This is a genomic window from Kribbella sp. NPDC051718, from assembly GCF_040681515.1.
GTDB lineage: Bacteria > Actinomycetota > Actinomycetes > Propionibacteriales > Kribbellaceae > Kribbella.
In genome coordinates, this window is sequence record NZ_JBFAYZ010000002.1 from 1 (window position 1) to 17,553 (window position 17,553).

At 65.5% G+C, this 17,553-nt stretch carries 18 protein-coding genes; 9 read left to right on the plus strand and 9 right to left on the minus strand.

What is annotated here, in order from left to right; all coding sequences use genetic code 11:
• Positions 1-182 (plus strand): hypothetical protein (locus tag AB0M15_RS06495; protein ID WP_363814625.1); only part of this gene is annotated, 182 nt, incomplete at its 5' end.
• Here AB0M15_RS06495 and AB0M15_RS06500 read toward each other — a convergent pair.
• Positions 133-651, minus strand: coding sequence for a hypothetical protein (locus AB0M15_RS06500; RefSeq protein WP_363814627.1), 519 nt, complete (start codon positions 649-651; stop codon positions 133-135). The two genes, AB0M15_RS06495 and AB0M15_RS06500, sit on opposite strands and share 50 nt — an antisense overlap.
• 1,034 nt (positions 652-1,685) lie before the next feature.
• On the opposite strand from AB0M15_RS06500, the gene AB0M15_RS06505 reads away from it, so the two are divergent.
• From AB0M15_RS06505 to AB0M15_RS06515, 3 genes are all read left to right on the plus strand, one after another.
• Positions 1,686-2,018, plus strand: a complete 333-nt coding sequence (locus AB0M15_RS06505) for a hypothetical protein (protein WP_363814629.1) — start codon at positions 1,686-1,688, stop codon at positions 2,016-2,018.
• 376 nt (positions 2,019-2,394) lie between these two features.
• Positions 2,395-2,637 (plus strand): hypothetical protein, encoded by a 243-nt coding sequence (locus AB0M15_RS06510; RefSeq protein ID WP_363814631.1) that lies wholly within the window; start codon positions 2,395-2,397, stop codon positions 2,635-2,637.
• An 18-nt stretch (positions 2,638-2,655) separates the two neighbouring features.
• A complete protein-coding gene (locus AB0M15_RS06515) occupies positions 2,656-3,213 on the plus strand; it encodes a LuxR C-terminal-related transcriptional regulator (RefSeq protein WP_363814633.1) in 558 nt (185 codons plus the stop codon).
• A gap of 15 nt (positions 3,214-3,228) precedes the next feature.
• On the opposite strand, the gene AB0M15_RS06520 is transcribed toward AB0M15_RS06515, so the two are convergent.
• Positions 3,229-4,035 carry an SDR family NAD(P)-dependent oxidoreductase gene (locus tag AB0M15_RS06520; protein WP_363814635.1) on the minus strand — a complete coding sequence of 269 codons (807 nt, stop codon included), beginning with the start codon at positions 4,033-4,035 and terminating at the stop codon, positions 3,229-3,231.
• Between the two features lie 304 nt (positions 4,036-4,339).
• Here AB0M15_RS06520 and AB0M15_RS06525 point away from each other — a divergent pair, with 304 nt between their 5' ends.
• Both AB0M15_RS06525 and AB0M15_RS06530 read left to right on the plus strand, forming a co-directional pair.
• Positions 4,340-4,966 (plus strand): alpha/beta fold hydrolase, encoded by a 627-nt coding sequence (locus AB0M15_RS06525; RefSeq protein ID WP_363814637.1) that lies wholly within the window; start codon positions 4,340-4,342, stop codon positions 4,964-4,966.
• A 232-nt stretch (positions 4,967-5,198) separates the two neighbouring features.
• Complete coding sequence (locus AB0M15_RS06530) at positions 5,199-6,053, plus strand: PmeII family type II restriction endonuclease (RefSeq protein WP_363814639.1); 855 nt, start codon at positions 5,199-5,201, stop codon at positions 6,051-6,053.
• Here the strand turns inward: AB0M15_RS06530 and AB0M15_RS06535 are convergent, their stop codons facing one another.
• Positions 6,054-7,259 (minus strand): DNA cytosine methyltransferase, encoded by a 1,206-nt coding sequence (locus AB0M15_RS06535; RefSeq protein ID WP_363814641.1) that lies wholly within the window; start codon positions 7,257-7,259, stop codon positions 6,054-6,056.
• 332 nt (positions 7,260-7,591) lie between these two features.
• Between AB0M15_RS06535 and AB0M15_RS06540 the strand changes: the two genes are divergently transcribed.
• Positions 7,592-8,425, plus strand: coding sequence for a metallophosphoesterase (locus tag AB0M15_RS06540; protein ID WP_363814643.1), 834 nt, complete (start codon positions 7,592-7,594; stop codon positions 8,423-8,425).
• A gap of 64 nt (positions 8,426-8,489) precedes the next feature.
• On the opposite strand, the gene AB0M15_RS06545 is transcribed toward AB0M15_RS06540, so the two are convergent.
• From AB0M15_RS06545 to AB0M15_RS06570, 6 genes are all read right to left on the minus strand, one after another.
• Positions 8,490-9,230, minus strand: coding sequence for a thioesterase domain-containing protein (locus AB0M15_RS06545; RefSeq protein ID WP_363814645.1), 741 nt, complete (start codon positions 9,228-9,230; stop codon positions 8,490-8,492).
• Entirely contained in the window at positions 9,227-9,976 is a 750-nt protein-coding gene (locus AB0M15_RS06550; protein ID WP_363814647.1) for an alpha/beta fold hydrolase, read from the minus strand. The genes AB0M15_RS06545 and AB0M15_RS06550 overlap by 4 nt, the downstream gene beginning before the upstream one ends.
• Positions 9,977-9,999: 23 nt before the next feature.
• Entirely contained in the window at positions 10,000-11,259 is a 1,260-nt protein-coding gene (locus AB0M15_RS06555) for a cytochrome P450 (RefSeq protein WP_363814649.1), read from the minus strand.
• A complete protein-coding gene (locus AB0M15_RS06560; RefSeq protein ID WP_363814651.1) occupies positions 11,256-13,265 on the minus strand; it encodes an amino acid adenylation domain-containing protein in 2,010 nt (669 codons plus the stop codon). Before AB0M15_RS06560 ends, AB0M15_RS06555 begins: the two co-directional genes overlap by 4 nt.
• Before the next feature lie 48 nt (positions 13,266-13,313).
• Positions 13,314-14,447 carry a branched-chain amino acid aminotransferase gene (locus tag AB0M15_RS06565; RefSeq protein ID WP_363814653.1) on the minus strand — a complete coding sequence of 378 codons (1,134 nt, stop codon included), beginning with the start codon at positions 14,445-14,447 and terminating at the stop codon, positions 13,314-13,316.
• A gap of 69 nt (positions 14,448-14,516) precedes the next feature.
• Entirely contained in the window at positions 14,517-15,746 is a 1,230-nt protein-coding gene (locus AB0M15_RS06570) for an aspartate aminotransferase family protein (protein ID WP_363814655.1), read from the minus strand.
• A gap of 88 nt (positions 15,747-15,834) precedes the next feature.
• Here AB0M15_RS06570 and AB0M15_RS06575 point away from each other — a divergent pair, with 88 nt between their 5' ends.
• Together AB0M15_RS06575 and AB0M15_RS06580 are read left to right on the plus strand one after the other, a co-directional pair.
• Positions 15,835-16,746: a LysR family transcriptional regulator gene (locus AB0M15_RS06575; RefSeq protein WP_363814657.1), complete on the plus strand. Its 912-nt coding sequence runs from the start codon at positions 15,835-15,837 to the stop codon at positions 16,744-16,746.
• 149 nt (positions 16,747-16,895) lie between these two features.
• A complete protein-coding gene (locus tag AB0M15_RS06580) occupies positions 16,896-17,552 on the plus strand; it encodes a response regulator transcription factor (RefSeq protein WP_363814659.1) in 657 nt (218 codons plus the stop codon).
• Position 17,553 lies beyond the last annotated feature (1 nt).

Here is a 17,553-nt window from a genome sequence, read left to right on the forward strand (position 1 = left end):
GCCTTGGCTTCTTCTTGCCCATGGACTCCATGATGAACATCCTTCCGGAGCAACTGCTCCTGATCTGGGATGTCCGTCAAAACGGGGCAGGGTCAGGGTTCTTGCTGAGCTGGCTAATATCCGTCTCCAACATCATCGACCTGCTCTCTGCTGAATTCTGCCGTCGTCCGCAAGGCGGCTGATGCGATCGATGCTCGCTACTTGATGGGTGAGCTTTTGCTTGATCGCATGGGCGCGTGACCGCTCCAGTAGGACAAAGGCACTCTCCCGCGTGGCCTTGTCAGCGAGCAGGATGTGCGCGCGGGCGGTGTCGAGCTTAACGCGTTGAAGGGGAGAGTCGTCGCGACCGTTCGCGACGGCTATATCCATATAGCGGTGCGCGGCGTCCGGGTTGCCGGCTGCCAAGTGAGCCAACGCCAGCTTCTGGTGCGCGACACTCCACTCATCGGGTTCATCAAGACTCTCGAACTCCTCGATTGCGCAGCCGATCGCACCGATAGCAACGCCGACCTTCTCCTCGCTCAGTCTGGAAGACTTGGTCACAGCGGTTCCGATCCAAAGCCGAGCACGAGCTCGATCGAGCGGGTTGAGGCGCTGATCGTCCGCGAGCACCTGATACGCCCGCGCGGATTGCTCGATCTCACCTGACATCTCGGAGACAACGGTGAGAAGTAGTTCTACCTGCCCGATCCTCGATACAGCCTTGAGAGCAGCAAACGTCTCAAGGGCTTTCGCGTAGGCAGATCTCGCGGAGCCGGGGCCGATAAGTTCCCCTTGATCGCGCTGCAATTCCCCAGGAGGACCAGGGAACGACCTTCGAGATAGAGGCTGCTCTCATCAAGATCTATCTGAGCCGCACGCCCGAGCCACCGCTCGACCAGGCGTGAGGCGAGGGCGAAGTTCTGCCTATCAGCGTAGAGACGAGCGCGATCTAGGTCATCAATCCAGGATTCGTTCTCCCACCGTGTCAGCGGCTGCGGCCTCGATCTTCCAGGACGCGAGCTCGTCTGCAACTCGTCGAACCGAGCGCGCGCCTGAGAGTCGGCGTTGGCCAGCACCGTGTCCAATGCCGCCTGCATATCGGGTCGGGGCTGGCGCGACGCGCCCGCGGCTTCCCACTTCGACACCGTGCGGATCGCAACTCCGAGGTGCTCAGCGAACGCGCGCACGCTGAAACGCAGGGCTAGTCGCAACGCCTTGGCTTCATGCCCCGTCCACGTGATTACGCTCTGCACCGAACTCCTCTCTGACTGACATCAAAGCAGCAGTTTGGTCCAGGCGCAGCACAAGTGCCACGGAAGTTCCACAGGCGGTCATTGGGCGAAGGCGGCCGGCATCGCAGGCTGGTCCTGCGACTCTGCCAAGCCAACTCGCCACAGGTCTTCGACCAAATACGAAGGCCTCGCCCGAAGGAGTGATCCATGTGGCACCTCCAGATCACGTTCTGCCTGATCACGAAGACTCGCGAATGGCCACGACTACGGGCACTCCCACATGCCAACGGGTTTGTGTGTGGTTCGGCAACCACATCATCGCGGAGCACACCGATAATCCCGAGGCCGCGATTCGGTACCAGGCCGCAATGACACGGCGCTTTGCAAGCCTACGGGTGACCATCGAGCCCGCAATTGCGGTGGTGCCAGATGCTGATCTCTCGTGAAGGGGCAACGTCGGGACGAGGACCGTTGAGCGAGATCGACTACACGCGACCACTCCTCCTCGGCTACATCCTCAAGCATCTCCTCATGACCGACGGCGAGTTGGCCGACATCAAGGACCAATTGGGGCAGTTCGCCCAGGCCGAAGGCTTCGCGATGGGGACGATCTACACCGAGGAAACCGAGACGACACCGGCCGCGTTCGAAGCCCTGATAGCGGCAGTCAACCGCTACGAGGTGACGACGGTGGTCATCCCTAGTCGGCTGCACTTCGCCGCCCTGGCAATCACGTACGACGTCAAGGACACCTTCGAGCGAGCGACCGGCGCTCGGGTTGTCATCGCGAACTCCAACCCATGATCTGGCGGAACCGGTGGGGCGTCGTCCTCATCTCCTCGGTGCAGTTGTGATCGCTGCACCACCCACCGGTTCCGTCATGGCGACGTCCCTGTCTGAGCTCCCCGACCCTGTATCCCCTGATGGCTCAGACAGGGACTTCAAAGACCGGCTGGCGCGGATCAGGGGACGAGGCTGCTCTGCGCCAGCCGCTCCAACCTCCCGACGTCGGACCCCGTTGGGAGTGGCCGCGCGGTCTGGATGACCGGGAGTCCCCTCTCGACAGGAGAGCCCGCCGGCCTGATCCACCGCCGTCCCTCGTCGCCTGGCGAGGATGGCGGGTGGACCTGTTGACCGACCACTCTCGAGAAGTGAGGCAGCTATGTCGCAGGTCGAGCAGATGAAGATGCAGCTCCATGGTCTGGCAGACCAATGCCGCCAAGGAGCTACCAGCCTGGCCGGATTCAAGCAACGATTTCAACAGTCCGGCGAACAGGTACAGGCCCTGATCCGTGGATCGGCCACCGGCGCGGACCGCGACATCTCCGCAGTCCTCGAGGCTGCAGGAAAGTCGGTTGAGCAGGCTGTCCAGGCACTCCAGATCGCCGAGGCCGGTTGTCGCAGCTACGCCGACCAGATCTAGCCGGCCGAGGCGGCAACGGTGCCTTCGGAGCTGCAACGAGTCGCCCAGCAACTACTGGCCATCTTGGACGAGATTCCACGGGTAGTGGCGTACCTGCACGACCGCGCAGGCAAGTATCGCGAGTCAGCCGGCTGGATCGGCAACATGAGCCTGTTCGAGGAGGCGCTGAAGAGACCCGGCATCGAAAGGTGGCCGTTCGATCTGGCCCGTGTGCAACTGGCGTACGGGGAACGGCTGCGACGGGCGCGGGCCAACGCCGACTCCCGAGAGCCGCTGCGTCTGGCGTACGACGCCTTCACGCTGCTCGGCGCCCGGCCCTGGGCGGACCGTGCCGCCAAGGAGCTCCGGGCCACCGGATGGGGTGCACCGAGAACCACCGCGAGCGGAGAAGTGCTCACGCCCCAGGAGCGGGAAATCGCGGATCTCGCGGCTTCCGGCTTGAGCAACAAACAGATCGCCGAGCGGTTGTACCTCTCGCACCGGACCATCGGCGCGCACCTGTACCAGATCTTTCCGAAGCTCGGGATCACCTCCAGAGCTGCACTTCGCGACGCGCTCGCGGCGCTGGAGAGATGACACGCCCGGACCGCACTACCACCTGGCGCGCTGCCCGGATGCGGTGCTGGATCGGCCGGGAGCGAACCTCAGTGGACGGGTGCCCTTGGGGCTGCTGACAGCGGCCGCGATGGCCTGGGCAGCGAGGGCGACCTCCGCGCCGGTGAGCTCGTGCTCGGCCAGCTTCGAATCGACCCGGTGGATCAGGCCGGGGTACAGGCCTTCATAGGCTTGAACCGTCTCAGCATCGTCCGGATGGATGGTACGAACGCGCGGGCCGTTCTCGGGGACCAGGAAACCGGGGACGACGATCGTGGTCTCGACCCCGAACTCGGTCAGCTCCTGGGCGTAGCTCGCCGCGAGGTGGTCGATCATCGTGATCGCTTCGGAGTGCAGCGCGAGGTAGGGCGCGCCCTCTACATCGTGGTTCGCCGGCACCACCCACACCAGCAGACCTTGGCGCCGCTCGCGCATCTGCGGCAGCACGGAACGGTTGACGCGCTGAGTGGACAGCACATGCGCGTCGTAGATCTGCGCCAACTGGTAAGGGGTGAAGGATTCGAGCGGTCCGCGAGGCACCGGGCCGACGGCGTGGACCACCGCGTCGATTCGTCCGCACTGCGCCAAGATGTCGCCGACCGCGGTCGAGACCGAGCGCTGGTCGGCCACGTCCAACGAAATGGGGCGCGGGCCGTGGCCGCTCGGCTCGGCGAGTCGGCCGGCCGGGTTGGCGCCGGCCGGGCTGATCCCTGCGTACACGATGTGGCCTGACTCTGCCAACGCGTTGACTGTGGCAACTCCGAGGTCGCTGGAAGCCCCGGTAACAAGGACGATCTGTGACATGTGCTCCTCGTTACTCTTCGGCAGATCACGGAAGCGGCGTCTCACTCCCGGCTGTCCCATCAGTGTCGGCACGACGGAATCCGGCCGCATCAGTCGAACGACTGTCAGCGAGACCATGACTGCGCTGAGCTGCGCACCCAGCGGTGGTACGGAGGAATGACTGCCTGGTGCGGAGTTTCGCGCGGACCGGCGGTGGTCTTTCGACGGAAGCGGCTCCCCGGTGATCCCGGCCAGGCTGTCGAAGAGCGCCAGCAGGCGGCTTCCCCTCGAAGAGCGCGGAGTTGTCGCGCAAGAAAGGCAAGACATGACAGCGAGTTTCGTGCAAGCACCGGGCGAGACGGTTGACGTCGGCGGAACGCCGTTCGCGTACCGCGAGTTGGGTCCGGCCGGCGGCGTGCCGCTGGTGCTGCTGAACCACATCACTGCGGTGCTGGACGACTGGGATCCCGCCGTGGTCGACGGATTCGCGACTGAGCGACGTGTCATCGTGGTGGATCTCCGGGGCGTCGGCGGCTCCGGCGGCACCACCCCCGACAGCATCGAGGCGATGGCCGCCGACACGGTGGCTTTTCTGGAGGCTCTCGGGCTGGACGTCGCCGACCTGCTGGGCTTTTCCCTGGGTGGCATGGTGGCCCAGGCGGTCGTCCAGCAGCGGCCCGACCTGGTCCGGCGGATCGACGTTCTGGTGCCGACCATCAGCTCGTTCAACCTCGCGCGGCTACTGCCCAACGCCACGTTGAGCATCTACCCCGGACGCGGGCCACGGCGGGATCTTCCAGTACCACGACCTGTTCGTTCAGCAGGTCCTGGAGTTCCTCCGCGACTGACAGGCCGCCACGGTGCCGCCGCGATCGGCACCGTGGCCCTGATCTACCTGGACCACGACGGTCGCAGGTGGTTCACGATCGACCAGCCCGGGATTGCTCGCTGAGCGTCAGCTGTGGGGGCGCCAGCGGTCAATTCGGCTGGCACCGAAGCTGTCGAATCGGGTGCTGTGCGCGCACAGCGTGAGGTTGACTCGACCCAACCGGGATTCGAGTCCCCTCGCCGGCTCTCTGACCAGGGCAAATGCCGCCAAGGCCACACCTTCGGATACCGCATCTTCCCGCTAGCAATCATGGCCGTGCGTTGACACTCAACTGTCATTTCGCCACGATGCGATCATGTCAAACACGATCGGGCAGAACGATCATTCCAGCCTCGCGGACGAAGTCCAGCACGTTCTCGAGGCGGGGGCAGCACCCGCCGCACTCTCACCACCGGAACTCGCCCAGCAAGTAGGCAAGCTCCTGAACGTCTCTTCTCTGCAAGCCGAGCTTCTTGTTGCTGAGGCTGGTCGCCTCTACATAGATCGTATGCGGGAGCGATTCTCAAGGCTTAAGGTTTCGGAACGACTGAAGCGAACCAATCCATTCTTGCTACGTATCCGGGGGGCCAAGACCGTCGAAGACTGGGCGACAATTCAGGTGACGGGCGCGTTGTTTGCATCCGAAGAGGAAGCCGTCGGCCACCTCCTCGAAGCCGTCGCAAAAGCATGCTTCCCGCGAGCCACCGAGCCACTGCACCCCGACGACTTCGACTTTGAAGTCATTATTTCCCCAACCGAAGTAAACGGCTACCAGGTCAAGATGAGCTGGGATTGCATGCCAATGAGTTCACGGAAAAATCTGTCCAATACCATACGAAGAGTAACAGAGGAGTACGCCAAATCAGACATAGTGTTTACCGGCTACTTTGCTCCATGCTATGGACGCGCACGCACTTCGCAAGCACCGGGCCAGGAGTATATTTCTCTCGCCAGCCGGGAATTTTGGTCTCAGGTCGGCTCCGGAACAGATGACTTCGATGTTCGAGTTGGTGAAGTCTGCGCACTGCTTTGCTCGGAGTTCAGGTCCGAGGTCCTAAATACACTTGTGCCGGATCTGATTTCCAAGCTGGCCATAGCCGCGCAAGGCGAGATCGGCGACGACCAAGGAAATTTAGATTTCCGCAAACTATTTCGCCGCGTGAATAAGTGACTAGCTCGCGATCTGCTGCGCCGCCGCCTGTGCCTGCGCCAGGAGAGAAGCATGTAGGTGCTTCGCGACCGCTTCAGCCAAGGCGACAGGGACAGCATTACCGACCAACTTGTACTGATCTCGCCCGCTTCCCGCGAACTCCCAGTCGTCGGGGAATGTCTGAATCCTGGCGCACTCTCTGACACTGAGCGGTCGATCCTCTATCGGATGACACAACGAGGTACTCGCATTTTGCGGTTCGGTGAGGATCGTTGGCGACGGGGCATCCAGGGAGAGGCGTCGCCAATATCCCGATCTCCCCCCCTTGGCATAGAAGGCCTTCCCCATCGACTCTTTTTGGATCGCCTCGGGCAGATCCCGCCAGTTTCCACCCGCGGGCACCATCTTCAAGTACTGCAGCTTACGCTCGCTGAACTGCACGCAGTATGAACGATCGTCTTCGAGCCCGGACAGCGCGTCCCCAAGCGTGCGCCACGGTTGATGTAAGAGTCCACCGCCAGCGGCATGAGTCGCATCAGGGAATGAAACTCTGTGCCCATCGCGATATCCCATCACGAAGACCCGGCGGCGCGCTTGCGGCACACCATAATCGGCGGAGTTGAGCTCTCGGAAATCGATGCTGTAACCAAGGTCTTTCAGTCGCGCCGAAAGCTCGCGGAAGAGCGACCCATGGAGGTCATCGATAATCTTTCCGTTATTATTGTGCGGGAGTTCTCGCCAGCGCGTCGATGCCGACAGGAGACCCTTGACGTTTTCTAGAAGAAACGCTCTGGGCCGGACTTCGTCGATAAGCCGCACGAACTCGAAGAGCAGTGGACCTCGATCGATATCATCCATTCCACGACGCCGGCCAGCCGTACTGAAGCTCTGACAAGGCGGACCACCAGCGAGCAGGTCGACTTCACCTGCCCCCAGGCCTGACAGCTCGTAGATCTTTTTTGCATCGAGCGCCCTGGCATCATCAGCGAAGAATGGCAGATCAGGCCGATTGACGCCTGCGGTCCTAGCAGCAGCATCCATATTGTCTGCGGCCATCCGGATATCAAAACCTGCCGCTTCTAATCCTAGATCGAGCCCCATCGCACCAGAAAAGACGGATACGCAGGCAAGCCTGGTCCCTGCCGTACTTTCAGCCGGTATTTCACGTGAGACTGACGCGCCCCCACGGCGTGACCCCGTGTGAGGTACATCCCCAGCTGTCGCCATGCAACTCTTCCTAACGCAGTCGTATTACACGGATGTAACTACGATGGCCCGTTACTCTACCCTCGCACGTGCAGAGACTCCCTACGCGATAGGCCAAGCGGAGCTGTGGACAACCTGGCACCCCGCTCGGTCTCAGTCTGTCGATGGGACGGGCCGATCCGAGCTACGCTCAGCGGATGGCTCGACGTAGCGTCTCGGTCTCTCAGCGCGGTCACGGTCGCAAGCGTGGAGGGTCTCACCAGGTTCTGGTGTACTCCGGCGTAGATCCGGCGACAGGTAGCGGGTTCCTCGTGGCTCAGGCCGGTCAACGCATCGGGAAGTCCCCGGTCTAGATGGGTGCCTCTCTCTTCGCGGTCAGCGATCTCCACGTGTCGTACCCCGAGAATCGCAGCATCGCGGAAGCGCTCGAGCCGGCGAGCGACGATGACTGGCTGATCATCGCCGGCGACGTCGGGGACGTGTTCGCCGACGTCGAGAGGACGCTGCGCCTGCTGCGCGGACGGTTCCGCGAGGTGATCTGGACCCCCGGCAACCACGAGTTGTGGACCGTTTCGTCGGACCCCGTACAGCTGCGCGGCGACGCCCGGTACCGCGCCTTCGTACGGATGTGCCGCGAGATCGGAGTACGAACACCGGAGGACGAATACGCCCGATGGGAAGGGCCAGACGGTCCGGTCCTCATCGCCCCGGTCTTCCTGCTGTACGACTACACGTTCCGCGCGCCCGGAACCCGGACGAAGGAGGAATCACTGGCCAAGGCGTACGACGCCGGCGTGGTCTGCACCGACGAGAGGATGCTGCATCCCGACCCGTACCCGGACCGGGAGTCGTGGTGCCGGGCCCGCGTGGCAGAGACCGAGCGGAGGCTGGCCGCGACCGACCCGGCGATCCCCACGGTGCTGGTGTCGCACTGGCCGCTGGACCGGCGGCCGACCGAACAACTGTGGTTCCCCGAGTTCGCCCAATGGTGCGGCACCGAGCTGACCGCCGGCTGGCACACCCGGTTCCGCGCCACCGTCGCGGTCTACGGCCATCTGCACATCCCGGGTACCAAGACCTACGAGGGCGTCCGCTTCGAGGAAGTCTCGCTGGGCTATCCGCGAGAGTGGAAACGGCGGGGCGAACAGCGCAGTCCGATGCGCAGCATCTTCCGGGACGACGCGTGATCGACGAACTGCTGCCGTCCGGCGTGGTGGCGGTGGAGGACCACGAAACCGGTTGCCGTCGACGTCAGCGTGGAATGAGGCCCTCGGCGAAAACCTCGAAGAGTTCCGCCGGTCCCCCCATGAAGTGCTGATGCGGGCCTTCGAGCAGCACGGCCTGCGTGGACCCGCAGTCCGTCCAGCCGCCCATCTTCCGATGGTCGACCTCGATGTCGTCACTCCAGCCGATTGTCGTGATCGGGGTCTTCAGCCGCTGCGGGTCCGGCATGACGTAACGCTTGTTGGCGGCGATGTCCTCCTCGAGGACATCCAGGTAGACGTCGCTCAGCTCGGGTATCGGAGTACCACCCGACGCGATGATCAGCTTGCTCAGCTCCTCATTCAGCTCCGGCCTGCTCATCGTGAGCCAGCGGCCTGCCGGCCCGTCCTGCGGTGCCACCTGCGACGAGATGAACACCCGGCCTGCCGTCGTTCGCCGGCGCCGCTCCAGTTCTGCCGTCGCCTCGTACGCCGCCAGCGCGGAACCGCAGTGGCCGAAGAAGGCATAGGGCACGTCGAGGTAGGGCTCGACGACGTCCGCGATCGCGACCGCCATCTCCTGATAGGTAGCGAAGACGGGCTCCCTGAACCGGTTCTCCCGGCCCGGCGGCTGGAGCCGGCAGAAGTCGATACCCCGATAGCTCTCCGGCCACCGCCGGTACATGCTCGCGCCACAGCCGGAGTACGGCAGGAGGAAGAGTCGCGCCGATGCCTCGGCGAGCGGGGCTCGCGAGAACCACTTGTCCGGCGGGGCACTCGAGGTCGTCATCCTGGATCTCCTTGCAGGTCCGCCACCAGGGTCTCGGTCACCTGCCGCACGGCGTACGAGTCGAAGAAGTGCCCACCGTCGACGATGTTCAGCACGAACGGTCCGGTCGTCTCCGCGCCCCAGGGCTCCATCCGGTGCGGCGGCGATTCCTCGTCGGCCGCACCGGCGAAGGCGGTGATCGGGATGTCGAGCGGCACGCTCGGCTGATAGGTGTGGGTGCTCAGCACGGTCAGATCGGCGCGAAGCGTGGCGACCATCTCGGCCAGCATCTCCTGATCCTCGAGGAGCTGGTCCGGAGTACCGCCCAACTCCTTCATGTAACGCACCAGACCCTCGTCCGGCCCGTTCCAGCCACGGATCTGGCGCTCGAGGCTCGGTGCCGCACTGGACGAGACGTACAACGCCCGCGGCATCGGCATCGCTCGCTCGCGGAGTTCGTGCGCGAGCGACCAGCCGACTCGGGCGCCCATACTGGCCCCGAACAAGGCGATTGGCCGATCCATCAGCGGCTCGACCGCCCCGACGAGGTTGTCCACCAGCTCGTCCATCTCGTAGTAGGGCTGCTCGTCGCAACGATCGACCCGACCCGGCAGTTGCACGGCGATCGGGTCGATCGACTGAGGCAGTATCCCTGGCCAGCCGCGGAACATCGCCGCGTTACCACCCGCGTGGTGCAGGCACAACAGCGTCGTCGCCCCGGCTGCCGGGCGGCGGAACCGTTTGAACCAGCGTCGTCCGTCGGACATGAACAGCTGCCTCCTTGGCGCCGTCAACCGACGCGGCGCGCCGTGATGGGCAGGTGCTTGTAGCCGGACACGAAGGTGGATCTCATCCGCTCCGGTGGGCCGGCCGGCTCGAAGCCGGTGTAGGTGGTCAGCAGCTCCTCGAAGAGGATCTTGAGCGTGGCCCGGGCGAGCGTGTGCCCGACGCAGTAGTGCGGGCCCATACCGAAGGCCAGGTGCCGGTTCGGCTTGCGGCGGAGCTGGAACTCGGAGGGGTTCTGGAACACCTCCTCGTCACGATTGGCCGACCCGAACCAGATGACCACGGGGTCGGCTGCCTTGATCATGGTGTTGCGCAGCTGAACATCCCGGGTGGCGTGACGCATGAAGTAGCTCACCGGCGACGCGAGCCGCAGCGCCTCCTCGACCGCGGACGGGGTCACCTTGATGTCGGCGGCCCACTCGTCGAGGAGCCCGTCGCCGAGGTGTTCGGCCATCACGTAGTTGGGTGAGTGGGGAGTCGTCACCGACGCGCCGAGAAGCACGCTGTAGCAGTTCGACATGACCTCACCGGGAGCCATCGGCCGGCCGTCCACCTGGGTGGACAGCAGCACGCTGATCAGGTCGTCGGCCGGCTTGCGCACCCGCTCGCGGTAGATGTCCTGGAAGTATGCGAACAGTTCGCGGTGCGCGCTGTCCACGGTTGCCACGGCACCTTCGCCGCCCAGGTAGTCGAGATCGTTCGCCGCGACCGACGCGTTGAGCAGGTGGCAGAGTCGCGGCCAGTCTTCCCGGGGCAGATCCATCGCAACGCCGGCCACCGCCACCGGCAGCATCAGCATGGCCTGCGCGAAGTCGAACGAACCGCCGTCGCCCAGTGGCTCGAACAGCTCGCGGACCAACCGCCGGATCGCCTCGTGTTCGGCTTCCACCGACTTCGATGTGAGCGCCCTCTGCAACCGCGCTCGCATCGCGGTGTGACGCGGCGGGTCGGTCACCGGAATCTGGCGCCCGCCCGCGGGGTCCTGGCTGCCGAGGGTGTCCAGCATCGTGCCGCGCTCGGACGTGAACGTCTCGTGGTCCCGAAGTACCAGGTCGGCGTCGGCGTACCTGACCACGGACCAGAAGCCCCGCCTGGCGTCCACCTGCTGCCAGGTGAGCCGGTCGAGCCCGCGCAGATGATCCCAGGTCGCTCTGTAGTCACCGTCGCTGAACAACATGGGATCAGCAATGCCGAACGACGCCGTCTGGGTCACCGGGCACTTGCCGACCAGCTGTGCGGGCGACAACTCCGCATCGGTCGTCATCGTCGACCCTCTCTGCTGTCGGCTGCGACGCCGTCCAGTCGCCGCGAGACCTCTTCGGCCAGGATCTCGATCGTGGGATTGAGGAACAGGATGCGGGCCGACATGGCCACGTCGAACCGCTGCTGAAGTGCGGCGAGCAGCTCGGCCGCGAGCAGCGAATGCCCGCCCAGTTCGAAGAAGTCGTCGGTGACGCCGATCGGCTCGACCTGGAGCGCCTCGCCCCAGATCTCCACCAGTTGACGCTCCAGGTCGGTGCGGGGCTCGACGTAGTCGTTCCAGACGTTGCGCGGCATTCGTACGCTCGGTACCGCCGAGCGGTCCACCTTGCCGTTCGGGTTCAACGGAATGTCGGCGACCGGGAAGATCGCCCACGGGACGAGGTGGGCCGGCAACTTGTCGTGCAGGAAGTCGCGTAGCTCGGCGCCCAGCGTCGCCTGCTCCTCCACGCTCAGTTCGCCCACTGCCACGTAGGCGACCAGGCGGGCATCGCCGGCGCCGTCCAGGTGAGCGAGTGCCGCGGCCTGCCGCACCTTGGGGTGGGTCAGCAACTCGAGTTCCACCGTACTGGGCTCGACCCGATAGCCCCGGATCTTCACCTGCCGGTCGGCACGGCCCAGGAAGTCCAGGTCGCCGCTGCTGGTGCACACGACCAGATCGCCGGTCCGGTACATCCGGCTTCCGGGCCGGTCCGCGTCGATGCTGGCGACGAACTTCTCCGCGGTGGCCCAGGGTTTCCGCAGATAGCCCGTGGCCACTCCGGATCCACCGACCCAGAGCTCGCCCTCCTCGCCTTGCTCCACCGGCCGCAGCGAGGCGTCGAGAACCATGACGGTGGTGCCGTCGACGGCCCGTCCGATGGGTACTCGCGGGCCGCTGTCCGGTGTGCGCGTCGTCCAGCAGGTGGTGAACGTCGTGTTCTCGGTCGGGCCGTAACCGTTGGTGAAGATCATCCGCGGGTACGCCGCAAGCAGCCTCCGCACATGCGCCGGCGAGAGGACGTCACCGCCTGCCAGCAGGTGACGAACGCCGCTCAACCCGTCGAGATGGTGATCGACGATCTTGTGGAAGAGTCCGGTGGTGAGCCACAGGACCGTGATGCCTTCGTTCCGCACGGTCGCGATGATCTCGCCGAGGTCGGCATGACCGGTCGGCGCGAGGGCCAACCGGTGGCCCCGTACCAGCGGTGTCCAGATCTCGAAGGTGGAGACGTCGAACCCGACCCGGGTCAGTTGCAGGAAGACGTCGTCCGCGCGGATGTCGATCCACCAGGGATCGTCGATCAGCCGGAAGACCGCTCGGTGCGGAACCACGACGCCCTTGGGCTCGCCCGTGGAGCCGGAGGTGTAACAGACGTACATGGGGGTGTCCGGCGTGATCGGCGTGGTGTCGGCCGGTTCCGGGACGTACCGGTTGGCAGTCTCGTCGTCGATCCGCACGAGCTGTTCGATCTCCGGTACCGCGCCCAGCGTCGTACCGTCTACCACTGCGAACCGGGCCGCGGAGTCCGCCACGATCCGGCGCCGCTGCTCGGCCGGCTCGGCCGGGTCCAGGTAGAGGTATGCCCCGCCAGACTTGAGGACAGCCAGGAGTGCGGTGATGAGCGGAAGCGAGCGGCCCAGAACCACCGCCACGACCGCACCGCCACCCACACCCGCCAGCCGCAGGTGTTCGGCCAGTGCTTCTGCTTGCGTGTCCAGCTCCTTGTAGGTGACGGTCACGCCCGCGTGGCTGACCGCCGGGTCATCGGGCGTGCGCCGCGCCTGTTCGGCTACCAACTCATGGATCAACGGCACCGGGTCATGCTCGGGAGCGGCACCGCGGGCGCTGGCCGGCCGCAGGTCCGACCACGTCGATTCGATGAAGTCCTGGCAGTCCTGGCGGCTGCTCCCAGCTCGCGCCTCCCGCCAGCCGGCGGGGTAAGCGATCTTCGACGGCCACAGCGAGTACTGGTCCTCGTCGTTGACCAGGACGACGAACCTGGCGTCGGGCTCATCGAATGCGTTCAAGAGAGTCGAACCCTTCATCTCGGAACTCAACGGTCAGGAAATCAACAGTCAGCACACCTTGCGCATCCACCGCAGTTCGTCGGTGGTCCGGCCGTACTGGATGCCGAGCAGTTCGTCGCGCAGCCGCAGGGTGACCGGCCCGGGGCTACCGTCGCCGATCGTCCACCCGCCGCCGGCACCGCGGACGTGTCCGACCGGCGCGATGACTGCCGCGGTACCACAGGCGAAGACCTCGGTGATCAGGCCTTCCTCGCAGTGTTTACGCCACTGCGAGACCGAAAGGCGCCCCTCCTCGCAGCCGAGACCGAGCCGGGCGGCCAACTGGAGAAGGGAATCCCGCGTCACACCCGGCAGCAGCGTGCCGGTCAGTGCCGGGGTCATCAGCGTGGCCGGACCGCCTCCGGCCGGCTGCTGGACGAAGCAGAGGTTCATACCACCCATCTCCTCGACCCAGGTGTGCTCGGCCGCATCCAGCCAGACAACCTGGTCGCAACCCTGCTCCACCGCTTGCCGCTGCGCCAGGAAAGCCGCGGCGTAGTTGCCGCCCGCCTTTGCCGCTCCGGTCCCGCCAGGCGCTGCCCGGGCGTACTCCTCGGACAGCCAGACGGTCAGGGCCGGCGGCCCCGTGCGGGTGCTGAAGTAAGCGGACGCCGGGCTCGCGACGACGCAGAACAAGTAGCTGCGCGACGGGAGGGTGAACCCCAGCGTCGGCTGGGTCGCGATCATGAACGGGCGAAGGTACAGGCTGGTACCCGCACCGTCAGGCACCCAGTGCCGCTCCTGCCGGACCAGCAGCTCGACGGCCTGGACGAACGTCTCGACCGGAAGCTCCGGCATCGCGAGCCGCTGCGCGGACGCGTTGAACCGGGCCGCGTTCCGCTCCGGCCTGAACAGCGCGACGGAACCGTCCGGCTGACGATAGGCCTTCATACCTTCGAAGACCTCCTGCCCGTAATGGAACACGGACGCCGTCGGCGGCAGCGAGATGTTCTGGTACTCCTCGAGCCGCCCGTCATGCCACCCGCGTTCGTCGTCCCAGCGCAGGGTGATCATGTGGTCGGTGAATGCCTGACCGAAGACCGGTGCGGCCAGAATCGAGCGTCGCTCCACGTCGGGCATCGGACTTCGGCTCGGTCGAACCTCGAATTCGAGGATGACTACTGCCCTCCCTCTTGCTACCAACAGAGGTCGAGCATGCGGTCGCGCCGCCAGCATCCGGTACTGATGCCTGTCAGTACGTGCACGCCGAAGCTAGCCCGCCAAGGCGCGGTCCAGGATTTCGAGGCCTAGGGAGAGTTCCTCTTCGGTGGCCGTCAGGGGTGGGGCTATGCGGAAGACGCCGCCCATGCCTGGGAGTTGGACGATGTTCATGTGGAGGCCTAGTTCGAGGCAGCGGCGGGTGGTGGCGGCTCCGAGTTGGTCGGCCTCGGGGCCGCCCAGTTCCACGCCTAGCAGGAGGCCGCGGCCGCGGATGTCGGTGATGGCGGGGTGGCGGTCGGCGAGCGCCTCCAGGCCTTGGCGGAGGAAGGTACCGAGTTTGGCGGCTTGTTCGTCGAGGCGCTCTCGGGTCAGTACGTCGAGGACGGTGTTGCCGACGGCTGCTACCAAGGGGTCGGAGACGTGGGTGGTGAAGAAGAGGAAGTCGCGGTCGTGGGCGGCGGCCTCGATCTCGGCGGTGGTGATCACGGCGGCGAGCGGGAGGCCGGCGCCGAGTGTCTTCGACAAGGTGAGGATGTCCGGTACTACGCCGTCGCGCTCGAAGGCGTACCAGTCGCCCGTCCGGCAGAGCCCGGTCTGCGCCTCGTCGAGGATCAGCAGCATCTCCCGCTCGCGACACTTCTGCTGCAGCGCGGCGAGGTACCCGACAGGCGGTTCGAGAACCCCGCCCGAGCTGAGGATCGGCTCCACGATGCAAGCGGCGAGACTCCCCACGGACTGCGCATCAATCAACTCGAACCCGAGATCCAGCTGCCGTTGCCAGTCGAGCGAGTCAGCTTTGCCGACGGGCACCGGAAGGGCGAAGTTGCCCGGCGCGGCAGGTCCGTAGCCCTTGCGGCCAGCGCTGTACGTCGCACCCAACGCCGCCTGCGTCATCCCGTGCCACGACCGCGCGAACGACACGATCTCGTGCTTGCCGGTGACCAGCTTGGCCATCCGGATCGCGGCCTCGTTCGACTCCGCACCTGTCGTCAGCAGCAGTACCTTCGACAGCGGGTCAGGCAGCGACTCGGCCAACCGCCGCGCCAGCTCGACCACCGGCCGGCTCAGCATCCCGCTGAACAGATGGTCGAGCGTCCCGATCTGCCGCCGGACGGTGGCGACGATGTCCGGGTGCGAGTGACCGAGAATCGCGCTCATCTGCCCTGAGGTGAAGTCGAGGATCCGGCGCCCGTCCTCGGTGAACAGGAAGCTGCCGGCCGCACGGTCGATCAGATCCGGGCTGAACGCGCCAGGCCCCAGGTAGCGCACAAGATGATCCATACCCAAGACGCTAAGAGCACGGAAACCATCGCGTCCAGCACACATTCCCGCACTTGCTGTTCGGGAAAACCGCACAACAATGGCCGGTATGACGCTCAACCCCTGGCGGCTCCGGCTGCTCAACCGGCTGGAGACCCACGGCACGATCCGCGCCGTCGCCACGGCTCTCGACCTGTCCCCGTCGAGCGTGTCCCAGCAGCTCGCACTGCTCGAGACCGAGACCCACACCAAACTGCTGGAGCGGACCGGCCGACGCGTCCGCCTCACCCCGGCCGGCCTGATCCTGGCTCGCCGGGCGCAGGCGATCCTCGATCACATGGACGCCGTCGAGGCCGAGCTGCGCAGCTTCGGCACCGAACCGGCCGGCCTGGTCCGCCTCGGCGCGTTCCAGAGCGCGATCCACACCCTGGCCATGCCCGCGGTGAGCCGCCTGGCCACGACCTATCCGCATCTGGAGATCCAGGTTCTCGAGCTCGAGCCACACGAGAGCCTGGCCGCACTCCGAAGCGGCGACGTCGACCTGATCGTCACCACGACGGACTTCGTCGAGGCGCCACTCGGCCCGGACCTCGATCTCCTGCCCCTGACCACCGACCTGATCGTGCTCGTCCTCCCGCCCGACCACCCGACAGCGGGCCGCGGTCCGGCCGACCTCTCCGCGTACGCCGATGAGCCCTGGGCCTTCGACCGCCCGCAGTCGTACATGTCCAACCTGACCACGAGGCTCTGCCGCCAAGCCGGGTTCGAGCCGAGGGTCGTCGGCCGGTTCAGCAACTACTCGACCTTGCTCCGGCACGTCGAGGCCGGGCTGTCGGTCGCGATGCTGCCCAGCCTGGCCGTGGATCCGCGCTATCGGGTCGCCACCCGGCGGCTCGTAGTACCGGTGACGCGGGCGATCACTGCCGTCGTACGCCGGGGTGCGCCGCCGCGGCCCGCGGTGCTCACGGTGCTGGCCGCGCTGCGGCAATTAGAACAAACCACTGTGCACGAGGTCTGCTAATTTCTCTCATTCTTTGATTAATGCGTCAATGATTTCCTGTGTTCTGCGTCACTGTGATTTTGTATACCGCCAGGTGGCGCGCTGAGACGCCACCCCGGGCCGCCGGAATTCAGTGATACTCGGGTTATGGAACTGGGGGAGCATTATCGGTGCGAGTACTGATTGCAGGGGTGGACCAGGCGTTCGTGGCCGCCACCGCTCGTGAACTTCGGCGATTGTCGATGGCGGTCGACGTCTGTCACGAGGGCGGCGGCGCGCTCGAACGCATCGGGCTGCACGACTACGACGTTGTAGTCCTCGACGCCGAGCTGCCGTCCGTTCCCGCCGACGAGTTGGTCCGCAAGGTGGTCGCGTCCGGAGAAGGGCCGCGACTGCTCCTGTTGACCCGTTCGACCGAGGCCTTGGATCGGGTCGAAGGACTCGCCATCGGTGCCGATGACGTGCTGTCGTGGCCGTTCGCGACGATCGAACTCGTGGCCAGGATCCAGGCACTCGGCCGCCGGTCGGTGCGCGCGCTTCCCCCGGTACGCCGATGGCAGGGCGTCGTGCTCGACCTGCCCAGGCACCAGGCCAGCCGCGAGGGCCGCTTCCTCCAGCTGTCGCCGAAGGAGTTCGCCGTACTGGACGTCCTGATGCGGGCGTCGGGGGTCGTGGTCAGCGCCGAGGAGCTGCTCGAGAAGGCCTGGGACGAGAATGCCGATCCGTTCACGAATGCCGTCCGCGTCACGATGATGACGCTGCGCCGAAAACTCGGCCCGCCCAGCCTGATCGAGACCGTTCCGGGCGTCGGATATCGATTGCGCTAAT

Excerpts from the sequence above, each read along its gene's own strand:
- AB0M15_RS06500 (WP_363814627.1), bottom strand. The coding sequence starts at position 651 with ATGTCAGGTGAGATCGAGCAATCCGCGCGGGCGTATCAGGTGCTCGCG.
- AB0M15_RS06510 (WP_363814631.1), top strand. The coding sequence starts at position 2,395 with ATGAAGATGCAGCTCCATGGTCTGGCAGACCAATGCCGCCAAGGAGCT.
- AB0M15_RS06520 (WP_363814635.1), bottom strand. The coding sequence starts at position 4,035 with ATGTCACAGATCGTCCTTGTTACCGGGGCTTCCAGCGACCTCGGAGTT.
- AB0M15_RS06525 (WP_363814637.1), top strand. The coding sequence starts at position 4,340 with ATGACAGCGAGTTTCGTGCAAGCACCGGGCGAGACGGTTGACGTCGGC.
- AB0M15_RS06530 (WP_363814639.1), top strand. The coding sequence starts at position 5,199 with ATGTCAAACACGATCGGGCAGAACGATCATTCCAGCCTCGCGGACGAA.
- AB0M15_RS06535 (WP_363814641.1), bottom strand. The coding sequence starts at position 7,259 with ATGGCGACAGCTGGGGATGTACCTCACACGGGGTCACGCCGTGGGGGC.
- AB0M15_RS06540 (WP_363814643.1), top strand. The coding sequence starts at position 7,592 with ATGGGTGCCTCTCTCTTCGCGGTCAGCGATCTCCACGTGTCGTACCCC.
- AB0M15_RS06545 (WP_363814645.1), bottom strand. The coding sequence starts at position 9,230 with ATGACGACCTCGAGTGCCCCGCCGGACAAGTGGTTCTCGCGAGCCCCG.
- AB0M15_RS06550 (WP_363814647.1), bottom strand. The coding sequence starts at position 9,976 with ATGTCCGACGGACGACGCTGGTTCAAACGGTTCCGCCGCCCGGCAGCC.
- AB0M15_RS06555 (WP_363814649.1), bottom strand. The coding sequence starts at position 11,259 with ATGACGACCGATGCGGAGTTGTCGCCCGCACAGCTGGTCGGCAAGTGC.
- AB0M15_RS06570 (WP_363814655.1), bottom strand. The coding sequence starts at position 15,746 with ATGGATCATCTTGTGCGCTACCTGGGGCCTGGCGCGTTCAGCCCGGAT.
- AB0M15_RS06575 (WP_363814657.1), top strand. The coding sequence starts at position 15,835 with ATGACGCTCAACCCCTGGCGGCTCCGGCTGCTCAACCGGCTGGAGACC.